Here is an 18,929-nt window from a genome sequence, read left to right on the forward strand (position 1 = left end):
TACCGCCGCGCGTGGTGCGCGAATCACCGTCAGCGCGGAGCGAGGCCCCGGACCTGCTCGAACGGATCGCCGCCCGTGGGCAGCAAGGCGATGATCGGCGTCGTCAGGCCGTTGTCCACATAGGACTGCACCTGCTCGCGGCACGACTCTACGCTGCCGTGGATCACCAGCTCGTCGACCACCGCGTCCGGGATCACCTGGTTGGCCTTCTGCCGGTCGCCCGCGGCCCAGGCTTCGTGCATGGGCGCCAGCGCCTCGCCGCGGCCGAGCCAGTCGTGGAAGGCCGCGTACACCGGGACCGTCAGGTAGCTCGAGATCAGCATGCGGCCCAAACCGCGCGCCGCCTCGGCGTCCTCCGTCGGGCAGACGAAGATGCGGGCCGCCAGCTCGACGTCCGGGCCGATCTCGGCACGCACGCGCGGCACGTCCGAGGCCGCCAGCCAGTTCGTGATCGCGCCATCCGCCTCGCGGGCCGCCAGGCGGAGCATGCCCGGGCGCAGGGCCGCCAGCATGATCGACGGCGGCGGGTCGGCCGGGCGCTCCAGGCGGAACTTCGACACCGCGAACGTGTCGTACTTCTCGCTGACCTTCTCCCCCGCCAGCGCCGACCGCAGGAACCGCAGCGTGTCCCGGGACCGCGCGAAGGGCTCCTCGAACGGCGCCGCGTTCCAGTTCGAGACGATCACCGGCGACGACGCGCCGATGCCGAGCACGAACCGGCCGGGCGCCAGCTCCGCGACCGTCGCCGCCTGCATCGCCAGCAGGCCGGGGCCGCGCGTGTACACCGGGACGATCGCCGTGCCCAGCCGCAGCTGCGGGGCCCACTGCGACGCCAGCACCAGCGGCGTGAACGCGTCGGTGCCCGCGGTTTCGGCCGTCCACGCGTCGGTGTAGCCCAGGTCCGGCAGCTGTTCGACCAGCTCGCGGTGCGCCGTCAGGGGCACCCCCGTCAACGGAATCGTGAGGCCCCAGCGGCTCATGCGTTCTCCTTGTCCACGGCCGACAGTGCACGCAGCAGCCAGTCGACCTGCGTGCGCATCAGGTTCTCCGCGACCTCTTCGGCCTGCGGCGTCATGTGGGTGGCGCCCGCCAGCGGCAGGAAGACGTGCGGGCGTCCCTTCGCCAGCAGGGCCGACGAAAGCCGCAGCGAGTGCGCGACGAACACGTTGTCGTCGGCCAGCCCGTGCACGATCAGCAGCGCGCGGCTCAGCTCGGCGGCGCTCTCGATCAGCGAGTTGTGCGCGTAGCTTTCCGGCTCGTCCTGGGGCCTGCCCAGGTACCGCTCGGTGTAGTGCGTGTCGTACAGCGACCAGTCGGTGACCGGCGCGCCCGCGACCGCCGCGTGGAAGACGTCCGGCCGGCGCAGCACCGCCAGCGCCGACAGGTACCCGCCGTACGACCAGCCGCGGATCGCGACCCGCTCGAGATCCAGCTCGGGAAAGGACGCCGCCGCCGCTTGCAGCGCGTCGACCTGGTCCTGCAGCGTGACGTCGGCGAGGCGCCCGTGGATCTCGCGCTCCCAGGCCGCGCCGCGGCCCGGCGTGCCGCGGCCGTCCGCGACGAGCACCGCGAAACCCTGGTCCGCCAGCCACTGCGAGGTCAGGAACGCGTTGCGGCTCTGCAGGACGCGCTGGGCGTGCGGGCCGCCGTACGGGTCCAGCAGCACCGGCAGCTTGCCTTCGCCCGGCTCGTAACCGCGCGGCAGGAGCAGCGCCGCGCGCAGGCCGCGCTCCCCCAGCGTCAGCCAGGTCAGGTTGGGCACGATGTCCGGGTCCACGGTGGACGCCTCGATCGACGCCACCGGCGCACCGTCGCGCAGCACCGAGACGCGCGGGCCGCTGTGCTCCAGGCTCCACGACGAAAGCACGGTGACCGCCGCGGATCCGGCCCCGTGGTGCACGCCGTCCACAGTGGACAGACGACGCACCGACGAGCCTTCCGTCCGGAAGACGTGGATCTGCGTCGGGTCGTCTTCGGAGGCGCTGAAGAGGATTTCGTCGCCGACGTCGAGCACCGCGCGCAGCTGCAGCCCGGCCGGCGTGACGGCCTCGCCGCCGACGAACAGCCGGTGGTCGCCGTCGACCATGCCCTCGACCACCAGCCGCCCGTCCGGCGTCCAGGCCGGGACGCCGCCGACGATGTCGATCCAGTGCTGGTCGGACGCCGTGTGCACCACCGACGTCGAGCCGTCGGAGACGTCGACGGCGAGGACGTCCATCCGCTTCTGGTCGCGGGGCTCCACGGCGAGCAGCGGCGCGCCCCCGGCCGACCAGTGCACCGACGCCAGGTACTCCCACTCCCCCGGCTCGACGTCGACGCGGGAGCCGTCCAGCCCCAGCACCGACAACGACACCAGCGCGTTCGTGGTGCCCGCCGCCGGGTAGGCGACGACGTCGGCCGCGTTCTGCGGGTTGGCCGGGTCGGCGATGGTCCAGCGCGGCACCGGGCCGCGGTCCGACCGCTCGGCCAGGACGCTCCGGCCGTCCGGCGACCACCAGTAGCCGCGGGTGCGGTCCATCTCCTCGGCCGCGATGAACTCGGCGAGGCCCCAGGCGATGTCCTCGCCGTCCTCCTCGACGAGCACGCGGTCGTCGCCGGTGGCCAGGTCCATCACGTGCAGCCGCCGGTTCTGCACGTACGCGACATGCGTGCCGGCCGGGTTCGGCCGCGGGTCGATCACCGAACCGTCGACGCGCAGCGTCACCTCGCCCGAGGCGAGGTCCAGGGTGTAGAGCTTGCCCGAGAGCGAGAACGCGGCGACGGTGAAGCCCGCGTCGACGCTGTAGTGCACGACCCCGCCACCGGTCTCGCGGGCACGCTCCCGGCGCGCCCGCTCCTCGGCCGGCAGCTCTTCCTCGCCCGGCAGCAGCTCGACGGCGTCGACGAGCTTGGTCTCGGCGCCGGTCGCCAGGTCGGCCGACCAGAGGCTGTGCCGGGGATCGGTGCCCGACTCCGCGCGCAGGAACAGCACGCGCGAGGCGTCCGGGGAGACCCGGAACTCCTTCGGCGCGCCGAGGGTGAAGCGCTGGGTGCGGGCCTGCTTGCGGAGGAACGGGAGGTCGTCGACATCGGTCACGCCCGCACTCTTTCAGACGATCACGCGGGGACGCCAACACCCTTCAGCTTCGCCAGCTCCTCGGCGACGTCGAAGCCCGGCTCGGGGAACTCCGGCTTGAGCTCGGTGAGGGTCTCGATGAGCAGTTCGGCGACGGCCCAGTTCCGGTACCACTTGTGGTCGGCGGGCACGACGTGCCACGGCGCGTGGCCGGTCGAGGTCTTCTTGAAGATGTCGGCGTAGGCCTCCTGGTACGCCGGCCAGTGCGCGCGCGCCTCGAGGTCGCCCGGGTTGTACTTCCAGTGCTTCTCGGGCGTCTCCAGCCGGGCCTTCAGCCGCTTGAGCTGCTCCTCCGGCGAGATGTGCAGGAACACCTTGACGACGGTCGTGCCCGCGTCGGCCAGCTCCTTCTCGAAGGCGTTGATCTCGGCGTAGCGGCGGCGGCGCTCGGTCGCCGTGAGCAGCCCGGTCACGCGCGGGACCAGGATGTCCTCGTAGTGCGAGCGGTCGAACACGCCGATCTGGCCCGGGCCGGGCAGCTGCTTGCGGATGCGCCAGAGGTAGTGGTGCCGGCGCTCGGCGGGCGTCGGCGCCTTGAACCCCGCGTAGCGGACACCCATCGGGTTGACCAGGCCGAGCACGTGCGAGACCGTGCCGCCCTTGCCGGAGGTGTCCATGCCCTGCAGCACCAGCAGCAGGCTGCGGGAGCCGCCGCCGACGCCCTCGGCGTAGAGCGCCTCCTGCAGCCGGGACAGCCGCGCGCCGGCGTCGTCCAGCTTGGCGAGGGCCTTGGGCTTCTTGCCGGGGCCGATCGGGGCCGACCCCGGGTCCGGCAGCTCCGCGCCGACGCGCAGCGCGGTCCGGACCCGGCTTCCCGTCGTTTCCTTTTTGGCCATCCGGAGACGATAACGACTCAGGCGGCGGCTTTCTCGGCGAACAGTTTCAGCAGGCCGCCGTGTCCTCCGTCGGTGGAGACGCCGTCGCGGACCTTCCGCGCCGTGGCACCGTGCCGTTCGAAGGCCCGGTGCTCCAGCTCGACGCGCGTCGCTCCCGGGCCCTCTTCGACGAACCGGACCTCGATCTCGCTGGCGTGCGCGGGGTCCGGGTCGACCTTCCAGTCGCCGTCGATCCGCCACGACAGGACCACCCGGGCGGGTGGCTCCCAGACGAGCACCTCGCCCCACTGGCACTCGGCGCCGTCGACGGTCTTCTCGTACCAGCGGCCGCCCTGCTTCGGCTCCATGACGGCTTCGGCGAGGTCGGCGTCGCCCAGGTGGTGCTCGCGCGGCCACCAGCTGTCGAAGGCCTCCGTGTAGGTCTTGAACGCGTGCTCGCGCGAGCACGCGACGGTGATCGTCTTGCGGATCGGTTCGAGGGTCATGGCTGCTCCTCTTCGGTGGATTCGGCTAGTTCGGCGAAGGAGCGAAGCGCGTCCGACCACATCCGGTCGAGGTAGGCGCGCACCGCGGCGATGCCGTCGGGCTCGAGGCGGTAGAGCCGCTTCGTGCCCTCGGCCCGGTCCGCGACCAGGCCGGCCTCCTTGAGCACCTTGAGGTGCTGGGAGACGGCCGGGCGGCTGATCGGCAGGTGCGCGGCCAGCTCCCCGACCGCGCGCGGCCCGTCGCGGAGCGCTTCGACGATCGCGCGCCGCGACGGGTCGGCCAGCGCGGCCAGCTGGTCGCTTCCGTAAGTCGCCACGAACCGTAAGTTACGGCTTACCAATATGCCCGTCAACCGTCGTGCATCGTTTCGGGGGTATCGGCCGGGTATTGCGCAACGAACGACGGGTGAAAGCAACGATTCCCGGCTGAACTCTGCGTCTTCTGCCTTTAACCTGAACGCATGACGACGTTCGCCGGCCGGGAGGCCGCCGCCCCGACCGCCGCGAGCTTCATCGAGCTCGACGAGCGGTGGAGCACGCACAACTACCACCCGCTGCCCGTTGTGATCGCCGAAGCGTCCGGCGCTTCCGTGACCGACGTCGAAGGCCGGTCCTACCTGGACTTCCTGTCCGGCTACTCGGCGCTGAACTTCGGCCACCGCCACCCGGACCTGGTCGCCGCCGCGGTCGAGCAGCTCGGCCGCGTCACGCTGACGTCGCGGGCGTTCCACCACGACCAGCTGGGCCTGTTCTGCCGGGAGCTGGCCGAGCTGACCGGCACCGAGCTGGTGCTGCCGATGAACTCGGGCGCCGAGGCCGTCGAGTCGGCCGTCAAGGTCGCGCGCAAGTGGGCCCACCAGGTCAAGGGCGTCCCGGACGGCACCGCCGAGATCATCGTCGCCGGCTCCAACTTCCACGGTCGGACCACGACCATCGTGTCGTTCTCGACCGACGAGACCGCGCGCGCCGACTTCGGCCCGTTCACGCCGGGCTTCGTCACGGTCAAGTACGGCGACGCGGCCGCGCTGCGCGACGCGATCACCCCGCGCACGGCCGCCGTGCTGCTGGAGCCGGTGCAGGGCGAGGCCGGCGTCATCGTGCCGCCGGAGGGCTACTTCGCCGATGTCCGCGCGGCCTGCGACTCCCACGGCGTGCTGCTGATCGCCGACGAGATCCAGTCCGGGCTGGCCCGCACCGGCACCGTGCTGGCGCTGGACCACGAAGGCGTCCGCGCCGACGTCTACACCCTCGGCAAGGCCCTCGGCGGCGGCATCCTGCCGGTGTCCGCGGTGGTCGGCCGCCGCGACGTCCTGGGCGTGCTGAAGCCGGGTGAGCACGGCTCGACCTTCGGCGGCAACCCGCTGGCCTGCGCGGTCGGGCGCGCCGTGATCCGCCTGCTGGCCACCGGCGAGTTCCAGCGGCGCTCGACGGAGCTGGGCGCCCACCTGCGGACGCGGCTGGAGTCGCTGATCGGCGGCGGCCTGTCCGAGGTCCGCGGCCGCGGGCTCTGGGCCGGCATCGACATCGCGCCGGGCGGGCCGTCGGGCCGCGAGGCGTCGGAGGCGCTGGCCGCACGGGGCGTGCTGTGCAAGGAGACGCACGAGCGCACGCTGCGCGTCGCGCCGCCGCTGGTGATCACGCGCGAGGAGCTGGACCGCGGCATCGACGCGATCGCCGAGGTCATCCGCCCCTGAGACGTCCGGATGCCGCCGGGTGAGCCTCCCGCCCCGGCGGCATCCGGAGCACAACGGGAGCAGAACGTCCCCTTCGGACGTTGTGCCCGGTATGGGATCAGGGGAGCGCCCGCTCGTGGGCACCGACAGCGTCACCCCGGCCGAGCTGTACGAGCGGGGGAAGCGGCTGCGGGAGAAGACGCCGCTCACCGCGCACGACCACGAGGCCGCCGCCGAAGACCGGCCGAGCGCGAAGCAGTACTTCGAGGCCTCCAACCGAGGACGGCTCCCGGACCTGGTCGCACTGCGCCGGGAGCGGATGCTCGCGTCGCCGTTCACGTTCTTCCGCGGTGCCGCCGGGCTGATGGGCGCCGACCTCGCCGGTACTCCGTCGTCCGGGCTGACCGCGCAGCTCTGCGGCGACGCGCACGCCGCCAACTTCGGGCTCTACGGCACGCCCGAAGGCAAGATCGTGATGGACATCAACGACTTCGACGAGACCGTGCCGGGCCCGTGGGAGTGGGACCTCAAGCGGCTCGCCGCCAGCCTCGTGCTCGCCGGCCGCGAGGGCGGCATCGGCGAGTCCGGGTGCCGCGAAGCCGCCGAAGACGCCGTGAAGTCCTACCGGCGGACCATCCGCGCGCTGGCCGACCTGCCGTTCCTGCGCTCGTGGAACGCCCTGCCGGACTCCTCGGTGCTGTCGAAGGCCCGCGCGGACGAGCTGATCGACGACTTCGCCGACGCCGCCGAGAAGGCCCGCAAGAACACCAGCGCGAAGGTCGCCGCGAAGTGGACCGAGCGCGTCGACGACCACGAGACCGGCCTGGAGCGGCACCGGTTCGTCGAGGACCCGCCGGTGCTGACGCACGTCGGCGAGCGGACCGCCGACGCCGTCGCCGCCGGGCTGGTGTCCTATGTGGACACCCTGCGGGAGTCGCGGCGGACGCTGCTCGGCCGGTACCGGCTCGCCGACGTCGCCTTCCGGGTGGTCGGCACGGGCAGCGTCGGGCTGCGCAGCTACGTCGCCCTGCTGCACGGCAACGACGACGAAGACCTCGTGCTGCAGGTGAAACAGGCCCAGCGGCCCGCCCTCGCGCCGTACCTGGACCTCGAACCGGCCGGGCACGAAGGGCAGCGGATCGTCGACGGCGCCCGGCTCGTCCAGGCCGAGACCGACATCCTGCTCGGCTGGACGACCATCGACGGCGTCCCGTTCATCGTCCGCCAGTTCCGGAACCTCAAGGGCGACATCGACCCGGCGGAGCTGGAGAAGGACCACCTCGACGACTACGGCAGGCTCGCGGGCGCGCTGCTCGCCCGCGCCCACACGCGGTCGCTGCACCCGAAGCTGCTCGCCGGCTACTTCGCCGACGACGAAGACCTCGACGAATCCATGGGCGCGTACGCCGTGCGGTACGCCGACCGGACGGAAGCCGACCACGCCGCCTTCTCGGCGAACTGACCGGACCGGAACCGGGCCGAGCCCGGAGGAGGCAGCGGGCCGGGGACGCGAACTACCCGAAGCAGCGGGGAATCACGGAACTCATCCGGCCGTGAGCAGGTCGACGACGTCGGCCGCGCAGCCCCAGGCCAAGGTGATCCCCGAACCCCCGTGGCCGTAGCAGTGCACGACGTCGCCCACCCGCTCCAGCCGCACGATCGGGCGGAACGGCCGCAGGCCCACCACCGACCGCAGGACCTCCGCCCCCGCCAACGCCGGCACCAGCTCGCGGCACCGGCGCACGATGTCCTTCGTCACGCCCGGGTTCGGCTCGACGTCGGCGCGGCCCGGCTCCTCCGTGCCGCCGCAGACCACGTGGCCGCCGTGCGGGATGACGTACGTGACGCCCGGGCCCGTCTCGTCGACCACGAACTCCGTCAGGCCCGGGTCGGTCAGGTGCACGACCTGGCCGCCGATCGGGACCATCGAGCCGTCGCCCGCCAGGCGGCCCGCGCCGAGGCCCGCCGCGTTGACCACGACGCCGAGGCCCGACAACGTCGTCAGCGGCCGGTACTCGACGCGCACGCCGAGCGCGATCACCTGCGTGAGCAACCACTCCAGGTACACCGGCGTGTCGACCAGGGCCGTCGTGAACACCAGGTCGCCGCCGTCGCGGACCGGGTCGACCATCGCCGGCAGCCACTGCGGCTCCGGCTCCCCCGAAGCCAGCAGGACCCGGCCGCGGCGGAAGCGCACGCCCGGCGCCTCCTGCTCCCGCAGCACCTTCAGGGTCTCGGCGGTCCAGCGGACGATCCGCTTGTCCGGGCGGCGCACCGGCGGGTACAGCACCCCGCCCGCCACCGCCGACGTCGACTCCCCCGGACCGGCCTCCGCGACGACCGTCACGTCGTGTCCCGCACCGGCCAGCCGGTACGCGCAGCTCAGGCCGATGATCCCGGCCCCCGCCACCGTGATGCGCATCTGTTCCTCCTCCCTTCGCATCGTCGCAGACGGCCGCTTCGCTCCGCCCCGGCTACCCTCGCGCGGGTGAGGACGATCCGGGTGCCGGCCGCGGTCTGCGGGCTGCTCGCGCTGCTGCTGGGGCTGCCGTTCGCGGGCGGGAGCACGCCCGGGGCGCTCGACGCCGTCGTCGCCGGGTGGACGGCGCACCTGGGCCCGGGTGTCCTGACCGCGCTGGTCTTCCCGACCGAGCCGTACGTCGTGGCCGCGCTGGCCCTCCTGGCCGTCGTCCTGTGCCTGCGCGCGGGGCGGCGGGTCGACGCCGTGCTGGCGCTCGCCGCGCCGCTGCTGGCGATCGCGCTGACCGGCTGGGTGCTGAAGCCGCTCTACGACCGCTGGAAGAACGACACGCTCGTCTACCCGAGCGGGCACACGGTGAGCCTGGTCGCCGTGCTGACGGTCCTCGTGCTCGTGACGCGCCGGGTGGTCGTCGTCGTGCTCGCCGCACTGGCCCTGGTGGCCGCGACGACCGGGCTGGTCGGCCTCGGCTACCACTACCTCACCGACGTCGCCGGCGGGACGCTCTTCGCGGTCGCCGTCGTGCTGCTCACGTGGTCGGTGCCGCGTCCCGAGCCAGCGCGGTCAGCCGGCTGACCGCGCGCAGGTACTTCTTGCGGTAGCCGCCGCTCACCATCTCCTCGGTGAACAGCGACGGCAGCGGCTCGCCCGAGACGACGACCGGGATCGCGCGGTCGTAGAGCCGGTCGGCGAACGCGACCAGCCGCAGCGCCACGTTCTGGTCCGGTGCCGGGTGGACGCCGCGCAGGTGCACGCGGGTGACGCCGTCGAGCAGCCGCCCGTAACGCGAGGGGTGCAGCTCGGCCAGGTGCGCGCACAGCGCGTCGAAGTCGTCCACAGTGGACCCTTCGTGCGCGGCGGCCGACGCCTCCAGCGCCTCGGGCGTGACCGGCGGCGGCGCGTCCGGCAGGCCGCGGTGGCGGTAGTCCGGGCCGTCGACGCGCACTACGCCGAACCGCGCCGACAGGGACTGGATCTCGCGCAGGAAGTCCTCGGCGGCGAACCGGCCCTCGCCGAGCTTCTCCGGCAGCGTGTTCGACGTCGCCGCGACGTACACGCCCGCGTCCATCAGCTCCTGCAGCAGCCGCGTGACCAGCGTCGTGTCGCCCGGGTCGTCCAGCTCGAACTCGTCGATGGCGAGGATCCGGTGCTCCGACAGCCGCCGGACGGCCTCGGCGAAGCCCAGCGCGCCGACCAGGTGGGTCAGCTCGACGAAGGTGCCGTACGCCTTGGGCGAGGGCGCCGCGTGCCACGTCGAGGCGAGCAGGTGGGTCTTGCCGACGCCGAACCCGCCGTCGAGGTAGAGGCCCATCGGCCCGGCCGGCTCCGGCGACCCGCCGAAGAGCTTGAAGCGCTTCTTCTCCTTGCGCGGGCCCACCTTGGCCGCGAACGCCGAGCACGCCTCGACCGCGGCGGCCTGGCTCGGCTCGTCCGGGTTCGGGAGGTAGGTCCCGAACCGGACCGCGTCGAAGCGCGGCGGCGGCACCAGCGCGCCGATCAGCTCGTCGGCGGACAGCTCGGGACGGCGGTCGGTGAGGTGCGCGGGCATGGTCGCAGAGCCTAACGGCGCGGCTCGCCCCGTCGGGTGGCGATGTCCCCCGGTCGAGACGCACTTCACGCCCGTGCTGGGATTGTCGCGTGCGGAGTGTGTGGCCCTCTTCGACGGGCGAGCTGACCGGGGAAGACCTCGAAGGGATCTACGCCTACCCGGCGGATCTCGACCGGCCGTGGGTGCAGGTCAACTTCGTCGCTTCCGCCGACGGCGCCGTCGAGGTCGACACCACCTCGGCGGGCCTGTCCCACGCCGCCGACCGCCGGGTGTTCCTGCTCGGGCGCGACCTCGCCGACGTCATCCTGGTCGGTGCCGGGACCGCTCGCGCCGAGGACTACCGCGGGGTGCTCGCGGGCCCGAAACGCCTCGAGCGCCGTCGCCGGCTGGGGTTCGCCGGCGTGCCGCCGATCGCCGTCGTGACCCGCACCGCCGACCTCGACCCGGCGTCGCGGCTGTTCACCGAAACCGTCGTGCCCCCGATCGTGGTCACCACGGAGACCGCGGCGACCGGCCACCTCGAAGCCGCGGGCGCGGAGATCCTGCGGGCCGGGGACACCGAGGTCGACGTCCGCCGCGCGCTGGACCTGCTGGCCGCCCGCGGCCTGCGCCGGGTCGCCTGCGAAGGCGGGGCGCGGCTGTTCGGCCAGCTGATCGCCGCCGACCTCGTCGACCAGCTGTGCCTCACCGTCGCGCCGCTGCTCGTGGCCGGGCCGGCGTCGCGCGTCGCCGTGGGGCCCGGCGCCGTGCCGCGGCGGCTCGCACTGGCGTCGATCCTGGTCGAGGACGGCTTCACCCTGCTGCGCTACCGCCGGGGCGCCGGGTGACCGAGGACGCCGAACTGGTCACGCGCGCCGCGGCCGGGGACGACGCCGCGTTCGGCGCGCTGGTGCGCCGGCACACCCCGCGGATGTACCGCGTCGCGCTGCGGATCACCGGCAGCGCGGCCGAAGCCGAGGACGTCGTCCAGGATTCGTGGCTCGCCGCGTGGCGCGCGCTCGGCGCGTTCCGGCAGGAGTCCGCGGTGTCGACCTGGCTCTATCGCGTGGTCACCAACAGCGCGCTGGCGCTGCTGCGGCGGCGACGGCCCACGGTCTCCCTCGACGAGCCGGCCGACCGGTCCACTGTGGACACCGCACTGCTCGCCGCGGCGGTCCCCGGCCCCGAAGGCCGGGTCGTGCGGGCCGAGGAGGTCGACGCCGTGCTGCGCGCGATCGGCCGTCTGGAGGTGTCCCAGCGGGTGCCGCTGGTGCTGCGCGAACTGGAGGGTTTGAGCTACGAAGAGGTCGCGGAAGTGCTCGACGTGAACGTCGGCGCCTTGCGCTCCCGGCTGCACCGCGCCAGGGTGGCCCTGCTCGCCGAGTTGAGGGAGCGGTGATGGCACCGGAACAGGACCCGGAGCGGGACCCCCGCTGGGACGCCGTGCGCGCGGCCGCCCGCCGCCGGGTGCCGACGCCGCCCGGCCTGGTCGAACGCGTGCTGCGGGCCGTCGCGCGCGGCCGCCGGACGGCGGTCGAGGTGCCCGGCGGGGAAGGCCGCCTGAGCGTGACCGAAAACGTCGTCGTGCGGCTCGCGTCGGCGATCGCCGCCGAGCGGGCACCCGACGGGGTGCGGGTTTCGGCCGTCGCCCTCGAGGACGACGCCGTGCAGGTGCTGGTGTCGGTCCGGTTCGGCGTCGCCGCCGACGCGGCCGCCGAGGGGCTGCGGCGGGAGATCACCGGCGAGCTGTCCCGTCAGCTCGGGACCGCGACGACGGTGAACGTGCACGTCATCGACGTCCACCCCGGCTGACCACTCCCCCGATCGGGTGAGGTTGCGTGAGGGTTCCGTCCTCCCGGGCATCGTAAGGGCGAGAGACCCCCGCGAGAGGAGCCCGCACGCATGCACCCGGAACGGACCGAGAGCCCCGGCACCGTGACCCCGCTCAACGAGGAAGGCGCCGCCGGCCGCACCACGATCTCGTCGCTGGTCGTGCAGAAGGTGGCCGGCCTGGCCACCCGCGAGGTCGCCGGCGTGCACGCGCTGGGCGGCGGCGGGGTGTCCCGCGCGATCGGCGCGCTGCGCGAGCGGATCCCCGGCTCCGGCACGGTCAGCACCACCGGCGTGGCGGTGGAGGTCGGCGAGAAGCAGACCGCGATCGACCTCGACGTGATCGTCGAGTACGGCGCCCGCATCGCCGACGTCGCCCGCGCGGTGCGGCGCAACGTGATCACCGCGGTCGAGCAGATCACCGGCCTCGAGGTGATCGAGGTCAACATCGCCGTGAACGACATCCACCTGCCGGGCGAGGAGGAACCGGAATCGACGCGGGTGGAGTGACCGGGCGCGACGACCCGGAAGGCCGCGCGGCCTTCCGGGCGTTCGTGCGCGCGCACCACCCGGACGTCGGCGGCGACCCGGACGTGTTCGCCGAAGGCATGGCCCGGTTCCGCGCCGGGTCCGATGTGGACTCCCGCTTCGACGCTCCGATCACCTTCGTCGCCCGCCGGCGGCGCCGCCGCTTCTTCGCCCGCTTCCGCCGCCGCGCACCCCGGGTGCGGTGACCGCACCTTTCCGTACCGTCCAAGGAGGACATGTGAACGCAACGCAGACCGGGCTCCTGGCCGGGCTGATCCTCGGCCTGGCCGCGACCCAGGGGTTCACGGCGTTCCTGGTGACCCTGGCCGTCGGCATCATCGGCCTGGTCGCCGGCCGGGTCCTCGACGGCGAGCTCGACCTCGGCGAGCTCTTCGGCAAGGGCCGCGACAAGTGAGCCGCGTCCTGGACGTGCCGCGCGAGCTCGCCGAACCGGCCGAGCGCGGCACGCTCACCGTCGGGCACGCGGTGGTGCGCAAGGTCGCGCAGCACGCCGCCGACCAGGTCCCGGGCACCTCGCACGCCGCCAAGAACGGCGCGAAGGCGAAGGTCGGCGGCGTCGACAACGACGTCGACCTCGCGCTGGACCTGGCCCTGCAGTACCCCGTGCCGGTGCGCACCGTCGTCGGCGTCGTGCGGGAGAAGGTCACCGAAGAAGTCGAGCAGCTCACGGGCTACCACGTGCGCACCCTGGCCGTGACGGTGTCCGCGCTGCTGCCGGACGTGCCGCCGAGGGTGCGGTAGCCGTGCGCCTCTTCGTCCGCCTCCTGGCCACCCTGCTGGCCCTGGCTTTCGCGGCCGCCGGGGCGGTGCTCGCCCTCGAAGTCGGCTGGCACTGGTGGCGCCCGGGCTCGGGGCCGCTGCTGGTGCCGTGGCCGCGCTGGCAGGCCGAACTCGCGTCACTGGGCTGGGACGCCTACGCGGTGCGCCTCGGCGCCGGGGTGCTCGCCGCCGCGGGCCTGGTGCTGCTGCTGTGCGCGCTCACCGCCGGGAACCGCGCCATCCGGCTCACCGACCCGGCCGCCGAAGTGAGCGTCTCGACGTCGCCGCGGTCGCTGGCCCGGCTGGTCGGGCTCACCGTCCGCGCGCAGGACAACGTCGCCGGCGCTACGGTCACCGCGAGCGCCCGCAAGATCCGCGTCCGCGCCAAGAGCACCCTCGAGACCGAGGGCGAGCTGCGGCCGCGGCTGCTCGAAACCGTGTCGGCGCTGCTCGACGACGTCCCGCTGGTGCGGCGGCCGAAGGTCTCGGTCGTCGTCGACTCCCCCAAGGACCGCCGATGAGCAGGACCGTCGCCGCGAAGGCGCTTTCCCGGTCGTACGCGGGCGAACGCACGCTGACGTTCCTCGTCGGGCTGCTCGCCCTGCTCGGCGGGGCCATGGCCCTGGTGGTCGGCTTCGGCGTGCTCGGCGAGTTCCGCGGCCGCCGTCCGCTGCTCGACCCGCTGGCCGTCGAGTGGCTCGGCGCGCACGCCACGCCCGCGCGGATCGCCGCGATCGTGCTCGGCGTCCTGCTGCTCGTGCTCGGCCTGCGGGGCACGGTCCGCGCGCTGCGCCCGGAACCGCGGCCCGACCTGGACCTCGACCGCGAAGAAGGCGCCGAGCTGGTCGTCACCGCCGCCGCGATCTCGGGCGCGGTCCAGGCCGACGCGGAGCAGCTCGCCGGCGTCAGCCGGGCCCGGGTGCGCGCGGTCGGCTCGCGGACGTCTCCCGCCTTGCGCATCACGCTGTGGCTGCACGAGGGCACCGACCTCAAGAGCGTCTGGGCGGACCTCGACGGCCGCGTGCTGACCAGGGCCCGCGAGGCGCTCGGCCTGGACGTCCTGCCCACCGCCGTCCGCCTCGAGCTCGACACGACCCGGCCGAAACGCGTGCGCTGAGCGGCCGGGTTCCGCAGAATGCGGGCATGCCCCTACCGCTGCAGCCGCCGCTGAAGCCGATGCTCGCCAAGCCCGCGAAGGCCATCCCGGACTCCGGCGGCCTGCTGTTCGAGCCGAAGTGGGACGGCTTCCGCTGCATCGTCTTCCGCGACGGCGACGAGCTGTACCTGCAGTCCCGCGCGGAAAAGCCGCTCAACCGGTACTTCCCCGAGGCCGTCTCCCGGCTGCTGGAGACGCTGCCGCCGCGGGTCGTGCTGGACGGCGAGCTCGTCGTCGCGCGCGGCGGCCGGCTCGACTTCGACGCGCTCACCGAGCGGATCCACCCCGCCGAAAGCCGCATCACGCTGCTGGCGGCCGAACAGCCCGCCGAGTTCGTCGCCTTCGACCTGCTGGCCCTCGGCGACGAGTCGGTGCTCGACCTGCCGACGACGGTGCGCCGCGAGCGGCTCGCCGAACTGGCCGGCGACCGCTTCGCGCTGACCCCGGCCACCACCGAACCGGACACCGCGCGGCACTGGTTCGAGCTGTTCGAGGGCGCGGGCCTCGACGGCGTCATCGGCAAGCCCCTCGACGAGCCGTACACGCCCGGCAAGCGCGTGATGCTCAAGTACAAGCACGTCCGCACGGCCGACTGCGTGCTGGCCGGGCTGCGCTGGCACGTCGACGGCGGCCCGGGCGACCTCGTCGGCTCGTTCCTGCTCGGCCTGCACGACGAGGACGGCGTGCTGCACCACGTCGGGACCGTCGGGTCGTTCCCGAAGGAGCGCCGCCGCGAGCTCGCCGAAGAGCTGGCGCCGCTCATCACCGACGGCGAGGACCACCCGTGGGGCGGCCTCGCGAAGGGCGAGGGCCAGCGCATCCCGGGCGGCATCACGCGCTGGCGCGCCACCGAGCACGAATGGGTGCCGCTGCGGCCCGAGCGCGTCGTCGAAGTGGCCTACGAGAACACCGAAGGCGGGATGCCGTCGCGGTTCCGGCACAACGCGCGGTTCAAGCGCTGGCGGCCCGACCGCGAGCCCGCGTCGTGCGACTACAGCCAGCTCGACGAGCCGGCCCGCTACGACCTCGACGCCGTGTTCCGCGGCCAAGTGGTGCGGACCCGCTAACCCGCGTCCCACACCGGCCGTGCGAAGCTCGACCGTGCTGCTGCCCTTGATCGACGTGAGGACCTCGCCCGTGCGCCGCCGCCGTACCCGTCTCCTGGTCGCGCTGCTCGCCCTGGCCTCCACCGCGGGCTGCGCCGCGGGGCCGTCGGTCCGGCCGGCCCTGGTCGAGAACGACGGCAAGTCGACGGCCGCCACCCCGACCGGAACGCCGTCGGTGCCGCTGCCGCCGCTGGGCGAACCGCAGTCGCCGTCGCTGAAGTGGGCCGACTGCGACGACGACACCCGGCAGCGCATCGGCACCCCCGGCGTCCCGGACACCCTGCACTTCACCTGCGCCCGGGTCACCGCGGCGCTCGACGCGCCCGGCGAGGCCCGCCGGTCGGTGGTGCGGCTGCTGGCGGTGAAGGTCGGGACCGGGCCGGTGCCGCTGGTCGTGGTCAACGACGTCGACGGCGAACCGGGCACGGTCTACGCCGCGCGGCTGGCCGCCACGCTGCCGCCGGCGTTCCTGGAGAAGTTCTCGCTGATCGGCCTCGACCGGCGGGGCACCGGGCTCTCGGGCGCCGTCCAGTGCGTGCCCCCCGAGATCCGGCCGGACCTGATCGAAGCCGACCCGGCGCAGGGCGACCTGCAGGGCGTCCTCGACGCGGCGCGCAAGGCCGGTCAGCAGTGCGCGATCGAGCTGGACGACTCCCAGACCGCGCTCGACAGCTGGCGGACCGCGGGCGACCTCGACGAGCTGCGCAAGGCACTGGGCATGGAGAAGCTCGACGCGCTCGGCCGCGGCGACGGCTCGAAGGTGCTCTCCGAGTACGCCGTCCGCTTCCCCGGCCAGGTCGGCCGGCTGGTCCTCGACGGCGTCCCCGACCCGGGCGCCGACACCGCGGCGGTGCTCGACGCGGTCGCCGCCGGCGCGCAGTCCACGTTGGACGCCTTCGGCTCCGACTGCGCGGCCCGCGGCTGCGCCCTCGGCGACCCGAAGGCGGCCCTGGCGGCGCTCGCCGACCGGCTGCGGAGCACGCCGCCGACGACCGACGACGGCGTCGTGTTCGGCCCGGGCGTCGCGATGTTCGCCGTCTACTCGGGACTCACGCAGCGTTCGCGCTGGCCGGAGCTGGCGGACGCGATCGCGGCGGCCCGGTCGGGGGACATCGCGCCGCTGGCCGCGTTCGCCGCGCCGGTGCTGCACGACACGCGCGCCCAGCCGTCACGGCTCGACGCCGCCATCGCGACCCGCTGCAACGACAGCCAGACGCGGCTCTCGGCCGACCAGCTCGACCAGGTCGCGGCCGGGATGCGGGCGAAGTACCCCCAGTTCGGCGCGGTCGTCGCGCAGCAGCTGGCGTGGTGCGGGCCGTGGCCGGTGCGGACCGAGCCGCTGCCGGCGCCGGGCGCGCAGGGCGTCCCGCCGATCCTGGTCGCGGCCACCGCGACCGACCCGGTGACCCCGCAGGTCGGCAGCACCCGCGCGGCCGACCAGATGCCCTCGGCCGTCACGATCACGTGGCAGGGCGCAGGCCACGGCGCAGTCGGCACGTCACCCTGCGTCACCGACGCGGCCCGCGCCTTCCTGATCGACGGCAAAATCCCCGCCGACGGCACCCTCTGCCCCGCCTGAGGGGGCATCACACGTGATCAGAGAGGCATCACACGTGCTTGAGGAGGCATCACGTGTGATTGAAGGGGCATCACGCCGATGCCCGTCCAATCACGCGTGATGCCTCTCCAGACACGCGTGATGCCTCTTGGCGCACGCCTTACTGGCGGTAGGACTCCACCTCGGAGACCGGGCGGGCCGCCGCGTCGTCCGGGTTCTCGTGGAACTCCGTTTTCGCGCGCCGCTGCCGGAGCAGGTCCCAGCACTGGTCGAGCTGCTGCTCGACCGCGGTGAGGCGATCCTTGTCGCCGCCGTTCAGGCCCACGCCCACCGAGCGCGACCGGAGTTCGTGCTCCTCCGCGATCAGCTCGTCGATGCGGCCCAGGATCTCGCCGTCGGCCATCGTTTCCTCCTCGTGCCGGTTGTGCTCGTGCAGACGCTACCCCGGCCCCGGGAATTCCCGCCGCGCCCGCGTCGTTGACCTGGGCATGAGCACCGTGGAGCTGACCGCCGAGAACTTCGACCAGACCGTGAACGACAACGAGTTCGTCCTGATCGACTTCTGGGCGAGCTGGTGCGGGCCGTGCCGCCAGTTCGCGCCGGTGTACGAAAAGGCGTCCGAGAAGCACGACGACCTCGTGTTCGCGAGCGTCGACACCGAAGCGCAGCAGCAGCTCGCCGCCGCCTTCGACGTCCGCTCCATCCCGACGCTGGCCATCATCCGCGACAGGACGCTGATCTACGCCCAGCCGGGCGCGCTGCCCGAGCCCGCCCTCGAAGAGCTCATCAAGCAGGCTCGCGAGGTCGACATGGACGAGGTCAAGCGCAAGGCCGCCGAGGCCGAGGCCGCCGAACAGGCCTGACGACTTCCCACCACGAAGCAGCGAAGGCCGCCCCGGGCAACCGGGGCGGCCTTCGTCGTGGTTCAGGACCGGGTCGCGAGTCCGCGCAGGAAGAACGCGAGGTTCGCCGGACGCTCGGCCAGCCGCCGCATGAAGTAGCCGTACCACTCGTCGCCGTAGGGCACGTAGACGCGCATGCGCGAGCCCGCACCCGCGATCCGCGCCTGCTCCTCCGGCCGGATGCCGTAGAGCATCTGGAACTCGTGGTCGTCGTCCTTGCGCCCGTTCTCGATCGCCAGCGCGCCGGCGATCTCGATCATCCGCGGGTCGTGCGAAGCCACCATCGGGTAGCCCTGGCCCGCCATCAGGACGCGCAGGCAGCGGACGTACGACTTGTCCACTTCGGACTTCTCCTGGAACGCCACCGACTCCGGCTCGGCGTACGCGCCCTTGCACAGCCGGACCCGGGAGCCCGGGCCCGCCAACGCGCGGCAGTCCGCCTCGGTCCGGTGCAGGTACGCCTGCAGCACCGCGCCGGCCCACGGGTACTCGCCGCGCAGCTCGCGCAGGATGCCGAGCGTCGAGTCCGTGGTGGTGTGGTCCTCCATGTCGAGCGTCACGGTCGCGCCGACCGCCTCGGCCGCCGCGCAGATCTTCCGCGCGTTCTCCAAGGCGACGTCCTCGCCGTTCGACGGCAGGAACTGCCCGACCGCCGACAGCTTCACCGAGACGTCCGCGCCCTCGGCCAGCCCTTCGGCCGCCAGCGCCGACAGCACGGCTTCGTAGGCCGCGACGGTCGACGCGGCCTGCGCGGCGTCCGTGGTGTCCTCGCCCAGGTGGTCGAGGGTGATCCGGCGGCCGTCCGCGGCCAGTTCCCGGGCGACACGGACGGCGTCGGCGGTCTCGGACCCGGCGACGAACCGGCGCACCACGGATCGCGTGGCGGGCACGGCTTCCACGAGCGCTCGGATGCGCCGCGACCGGGCGGCGGCGAGCAGCGGGGCACGCAACAT

General features: G+C 73.6%; 24 protein-coding genes. 15 read left to right on the forward strand and 9 right to left on the reverse strand.

What is annotated here, in order from left to right; genetic code table 11:
* Nucleotides 1-29: 29 nt before the first annotated feature.
* The 5 genes from ACYVLJ_RS13355 to ACYVLJ_RS13375 are packed head-to-tail and all read right to left on the reverse strand — an operon-like array spanning nucleotide 30 to nucleotide 4,753.
* Complete coding sequence (locus ACYVLJ_RS13355) at nucleotides 30-980, reverse strand: LLM class F420-dependent oxidoreductase (protein ID WP_460438848.1); 951 nt, start codon at nucleotides 978-980, stop codon at nucleotides 30-32.
* Nucleotides 977-3,076 (reverse strand): S9 family peptidase, encoded by a 2,100-nt coding sequence (locus ACYVLJ_RS13360; RefSeq protein ID WP_460438849.1) that lies wholly within the window; start codon nucleotides 3,074-3,076, stop codon nucleotides 977-979. The genes ACYVLJ_RS13355 and ACYVLJ_RS13360 overlap by 4 nt, the downstream gene beginning before the upstream one ends.
* Before the next feature lie 20 nt (nucleotides 3,077-3,096).
* The gene (locus ACYVLJ_RS13365) at nucleotides 3,097-3,951 is read right to left on the reverse strand and encodes a polyphosphate kinase 2 family protein (protein WP_460438850.1); all 855 of its coding nucleotides are present in this window, start codon (nucleotides 3,949-3,951) and stop codon (nucleotides 3,097-3,099) included.
* 17 nt (nucleotides 3,952-3,968) lie between these two features.
* The gene (locus ACYVLJ_RS13370; protein ID WP_451975282.1) at nucleotides 3,969-4,436 is read right to left on the reverse strand and encodes an SRPBCC family protein; all 468 of its coding nucleotides are present in this window, start codon (nucleotides 4,434-4,436) and stop codon (nucleotides 3,969-3,971) included.
* The gene (locus ACYVLJ_RS13375; protein WP_451975279.1) at nucleotides 4,433-4,753 is read right to left on the reverse strand and encodes an ArsR/SmtB family transcription factor; all 321 of its coding nucleotides are present in this window, start codon (nucleotides 4,751-4,753) and stop codon (nucleotides 4,433-4,435) included. Before ACYVLJ_RS13375 ends, ACYVLJ_RS13370 begins: the two co-directional genes overlap by 4 nt.
* Before the next feature lie 144 nt (nucleotides 4,754-4,897).
* Between ACYVLJ_RS13375 and rocD the strand changes: the two genes are divergently transcribed.
* On the forward strand, nucleotides 4,898-6,130 hold the full coding sequence (gene rocD / locus ACYVLJ_RS13380; RefSeq protein ID WP_451975276.1) for an ornithine--oxo-acid transaminase: 1,233 nt from the start codon (nucleotides 4,898-4,900) through the stop codon (nucleotides 6,128-6,130).
* Nucleotides 6,131-6,221: 91 nt separating this feature from the next.
* Nucleotides 6,222-7,571, forward strand: a complete 1,350-nt coding sequence (locus ACYVLJ_RS13385; RefSeq protein ID WP_460438851.1) for a DUF2252 domain-containing protein — start codon at nucleotides 6,222-6,224, stop codon at nucleotides 7,569-7,571.
* An 81-nt stretch (nucleotides 7,572-7,652) separates the two neighbouring features.
* On the opposite strand, the gene ACYVLJ_RS13390 is transcribed toward ACYVLJ_RS13385, so the two are convergent.
* Entirely contained in the window at nucleotides 7,653-8,531 is an 879-nt protein-coding gene (locus ACYVLJ_RS13390) for an FAD-dependent oxidoreductase (protein ID WP_460438852.1), read from the reverse strand.
* Between the two features lie 81 nt (nucleotides 8,532-8,612).
* Here ACYVLJ_RS13390 and ACYVLJ_RS13395 point away from each other — a divergent pair, with 81 nt between their 5' ends.
* Nucleotides 8,613-9,164 carry a phosphatase PAP2 family protein gene (locus ACYVLJ_RS13395; RefSeq protein ID WP_451976156.1) on the forward strand — a complete coding sequence of 184 codons (552 nt, stop codon included), beginning with the start codon at nucleotides 8,613-8,615 and terminating at the stop codon, nucleotides 9,162-9,164.
* Here the strand turns inward: ACYVLJ_RS13395 and zapE are convergent.
* The gene (gene zapE / locus ACYVLJ_RS13400; RefSeq protein WP_460438853.1) at nucleotides 9,118-10,137 is read right to left on the reverse strand and encodes a cell division protein ZapE; all 1,020 of its coding nucleotides are present in this window, start codon (nucleotides 10,135-10,137) and stop codon (nucleotides 9,118-9,120) included. The two genes, ACYVLJ_RS13395 and zapE, sit on opposite strands and share 47 nt — an antisense overlap.
* Before the next feature lie 89 nt (nucleotides 10,138-10,226).
* Here zapE and ACYVLJ_RS13405 point away from each other — a divergent pair, with 89 nt between their 5' ends.
* The 11 genes from ACYVLJ_RS13405 to ACYVLJ_RS13455 all read left to right on the forward strand — a co-directional run bounded on the left by ACYVLJ_RS13405 (nucleotide 10,227) and on the right by ACYVLJ_RS13455 (nucleotide 17,095).
* Nucleotides 10,227-10,964, forward strand: coding sequence for a pyrimidine reductase family protein (locus ACYVLJ_RS13405; protein ID WP_451975264.1), 738 nt, complete (start codon nucleotides 10,227-10,229; stop codon nucleotides 10,962-10,964).
* Nucleotides 10,961-11,515: an RNA polymerase sigma factor gene (locus ACYVLJ_RS13410; RefSeq protein ID WP_460438854.1), complete on the forward strand. Its 555-nt coding sequence runs from the start codon at nucleotides 10,961-10,963 to the stop codon at nucleotides 11,513-11,515. Before ACYVLJ_RS13405 ends, ACYVLJ_RS13410 begins: the two co-directional genes overlap by 4 nt.
* Nucleotides 11,515-11,928, forward strand: a complete 414-nt coding sequence (locus ACYVLJ_RS13415) for an Asp23/Gls24 family envelope stress response protein (RefSeq protein WP_460438855.1) — start codon at nucleotides 11,515-11,517, stop codon at nucleotides 11,926-11,928. Before ACYVLJ_RS13410 ends, ACYVLJ_RS13415 begins: the two co-directional genes overlap by 1 nt.
* A 90-nt stretch (nucleotides 11,929-12,018) precedes the next feature.
* Nucleotides 12,019-12,456 (forward strand): Asp23/Gls24 family envelope stress response protein, encoded by a 438-nt coding sequence (locus ACYVLJ_RS13420; RefSeq protein ID WP_451975255.1) that lies wholly within the window; start codon nucleotides 12,019-12,021, stop codon nucleotides 12,454-12,456.
* Complete coding sequence (locus ACYVLJ_RS13425; protein ID WP_460438856.1) at nucleotides 12,453-12,680, forward strand: hypothetical protein; 228 nt, start codon at nucleotides 12,453-12,455, stop codon at nucleotides 12,678-12,680. Before ACYVLJ_RS13420 ends, ACYVLJ_RS13425 begins: the two co-directional genes overlap by 4 nt.
* A 32-nt stretch (nucleotides 12,681-12,712) precedes the next feature.
* The gene (locus ACYVLJ_RS13430; RefSeq protein WP_013224542.1) at nucleotides 12,713-12,889 is read left to right on the forward strand and encodes a hypothetical protein; all 177 of its coding nucleotides are present in this window, start codon (nucleotides 12,713-12,715) and stop codon (nucleotides 12,887-12,889) included.
* Entirely contained in the window at nucleotides 12,886-13,236 is a 351-nt protein-coding gene (locus ACYVLJ_RS13435; protein WP_460438857.1) for an Asp23/Gls24 family envelope stress response protein, read from the forward strand. Before ACYVLJ_RS13430 ends, ACYVLJ_RS13435 begins: the two co-directional genes overlap by 4 nt.
* Before the next feature lie 2 nt (nucleotides 13,237-13,238).
* On the forward strand, nucleotides 13,239-13,775 hold the full coding sequence (locus ACYVLJ_RS13440) for an Asp23/Gls24 family envelope stress response protein (protein ID WP_460438858.1): 537 nt from the start codon (nucleotides 13,239-13,241) through the stop codon (nucleotides 13,773-13,775).
* Complete coding sequence (locus ACYVLJ_RS13445; protein ID WP_460438859.1) at nucleotides 13,772-14,371, forward strand: alkaline shock response membrane anchor protein AmaP; 600 nt, start codon at nucleotides 13,772-13,774, stop codon at nucleotides 14,369-14,371. The genes ACYVLJ_RS13440 and ACYVLJ_RS13445 overlap by 4 nt, the downstream gene beginning before the upstream one ends.
* 26 nt (nucleotides 14,372-14,397) lie before the next feature.
* Nucleotides 14,398-15,477: an ATP-dependent DNA ligase gene (locus tag ACYVLJ_RS13450; protein ID WP_451975241.1), complete on the forward strand. Its 1,080-nt coding sequence runs from the start codon at nucleotides 14,398-14,400 to the stop codon at nucleotides 15,475-15,477.
* 70 nt (nucleotides 15,478-15,547) lie between these two features.
* Nucleotides 15,548-17,095, forward strand: coding sequence for an alpha/beta hydrolase (locus ACYVLJ_RS13455; protein WP_460438860.1), 1,548 nt, complete (start codon nucleotides 15,548-15,550; stop codon nucleotides 17,093-17,095).
* A 139-nt stretch (nucleotides 17,096-17,234) separates the two neighbouring features.
* On the opposite strand, the gene ACYVLJ_RS13460 is transcribed toward ACYVLJ_RS13455, so the two are convergent.
* The gene (locus tag ACYVLJ_RS13460) at nucleotides 17,235-17,477 is read right to left on the reverse strand and encodes a DUF2630 family protein (protein ID WP_329049452.1); all 243 of its coding nucleotides are present in this window, start codon (nucleotides 17,475-17,477) and stop codon (nucleotides 17,235-17,237) included.
* 85 nt (nucleotides 17,478-17,562) lie between these two features.
* On the opposite strand from ACYVLJ_RS13460, the gene ACYVLJ_RS13465 reads away from it, so the two are divergent.
* On the forward strand, nucleotides 17,563-17,937 hold the full coding sequence (locus tag ACYVLJ_RS13465) for a thioredoxin family protein (RefSeq protein WP_451973331.1): 375 nt from the start codon (nucleotides 17,563-17,565) through the stop codon (nucleotides 17,935-17,937).
* A 62-nt stretch (nucleotides 17,938-17,999) separates the two neighbouring features.
* On the opposite strand, the gene ACYVLJ_RS13470 is transcribed toward ACYVLJ_RS13465, so the two are convergent.
* Complete coding sequence (locus tag ACYVLJ_RS13470; RefSeq protein WP_451973333.1) at nucleotides 18,000-18,929, reverse strand: proline dehydrogenase family protein; 930 nt, start codon at nucleotides 18,927-18,929, stop codon at nucleotides 18,000-18,002.

This window comes from Amycolatopsis stemonae, from assembly GCF_054781455.1.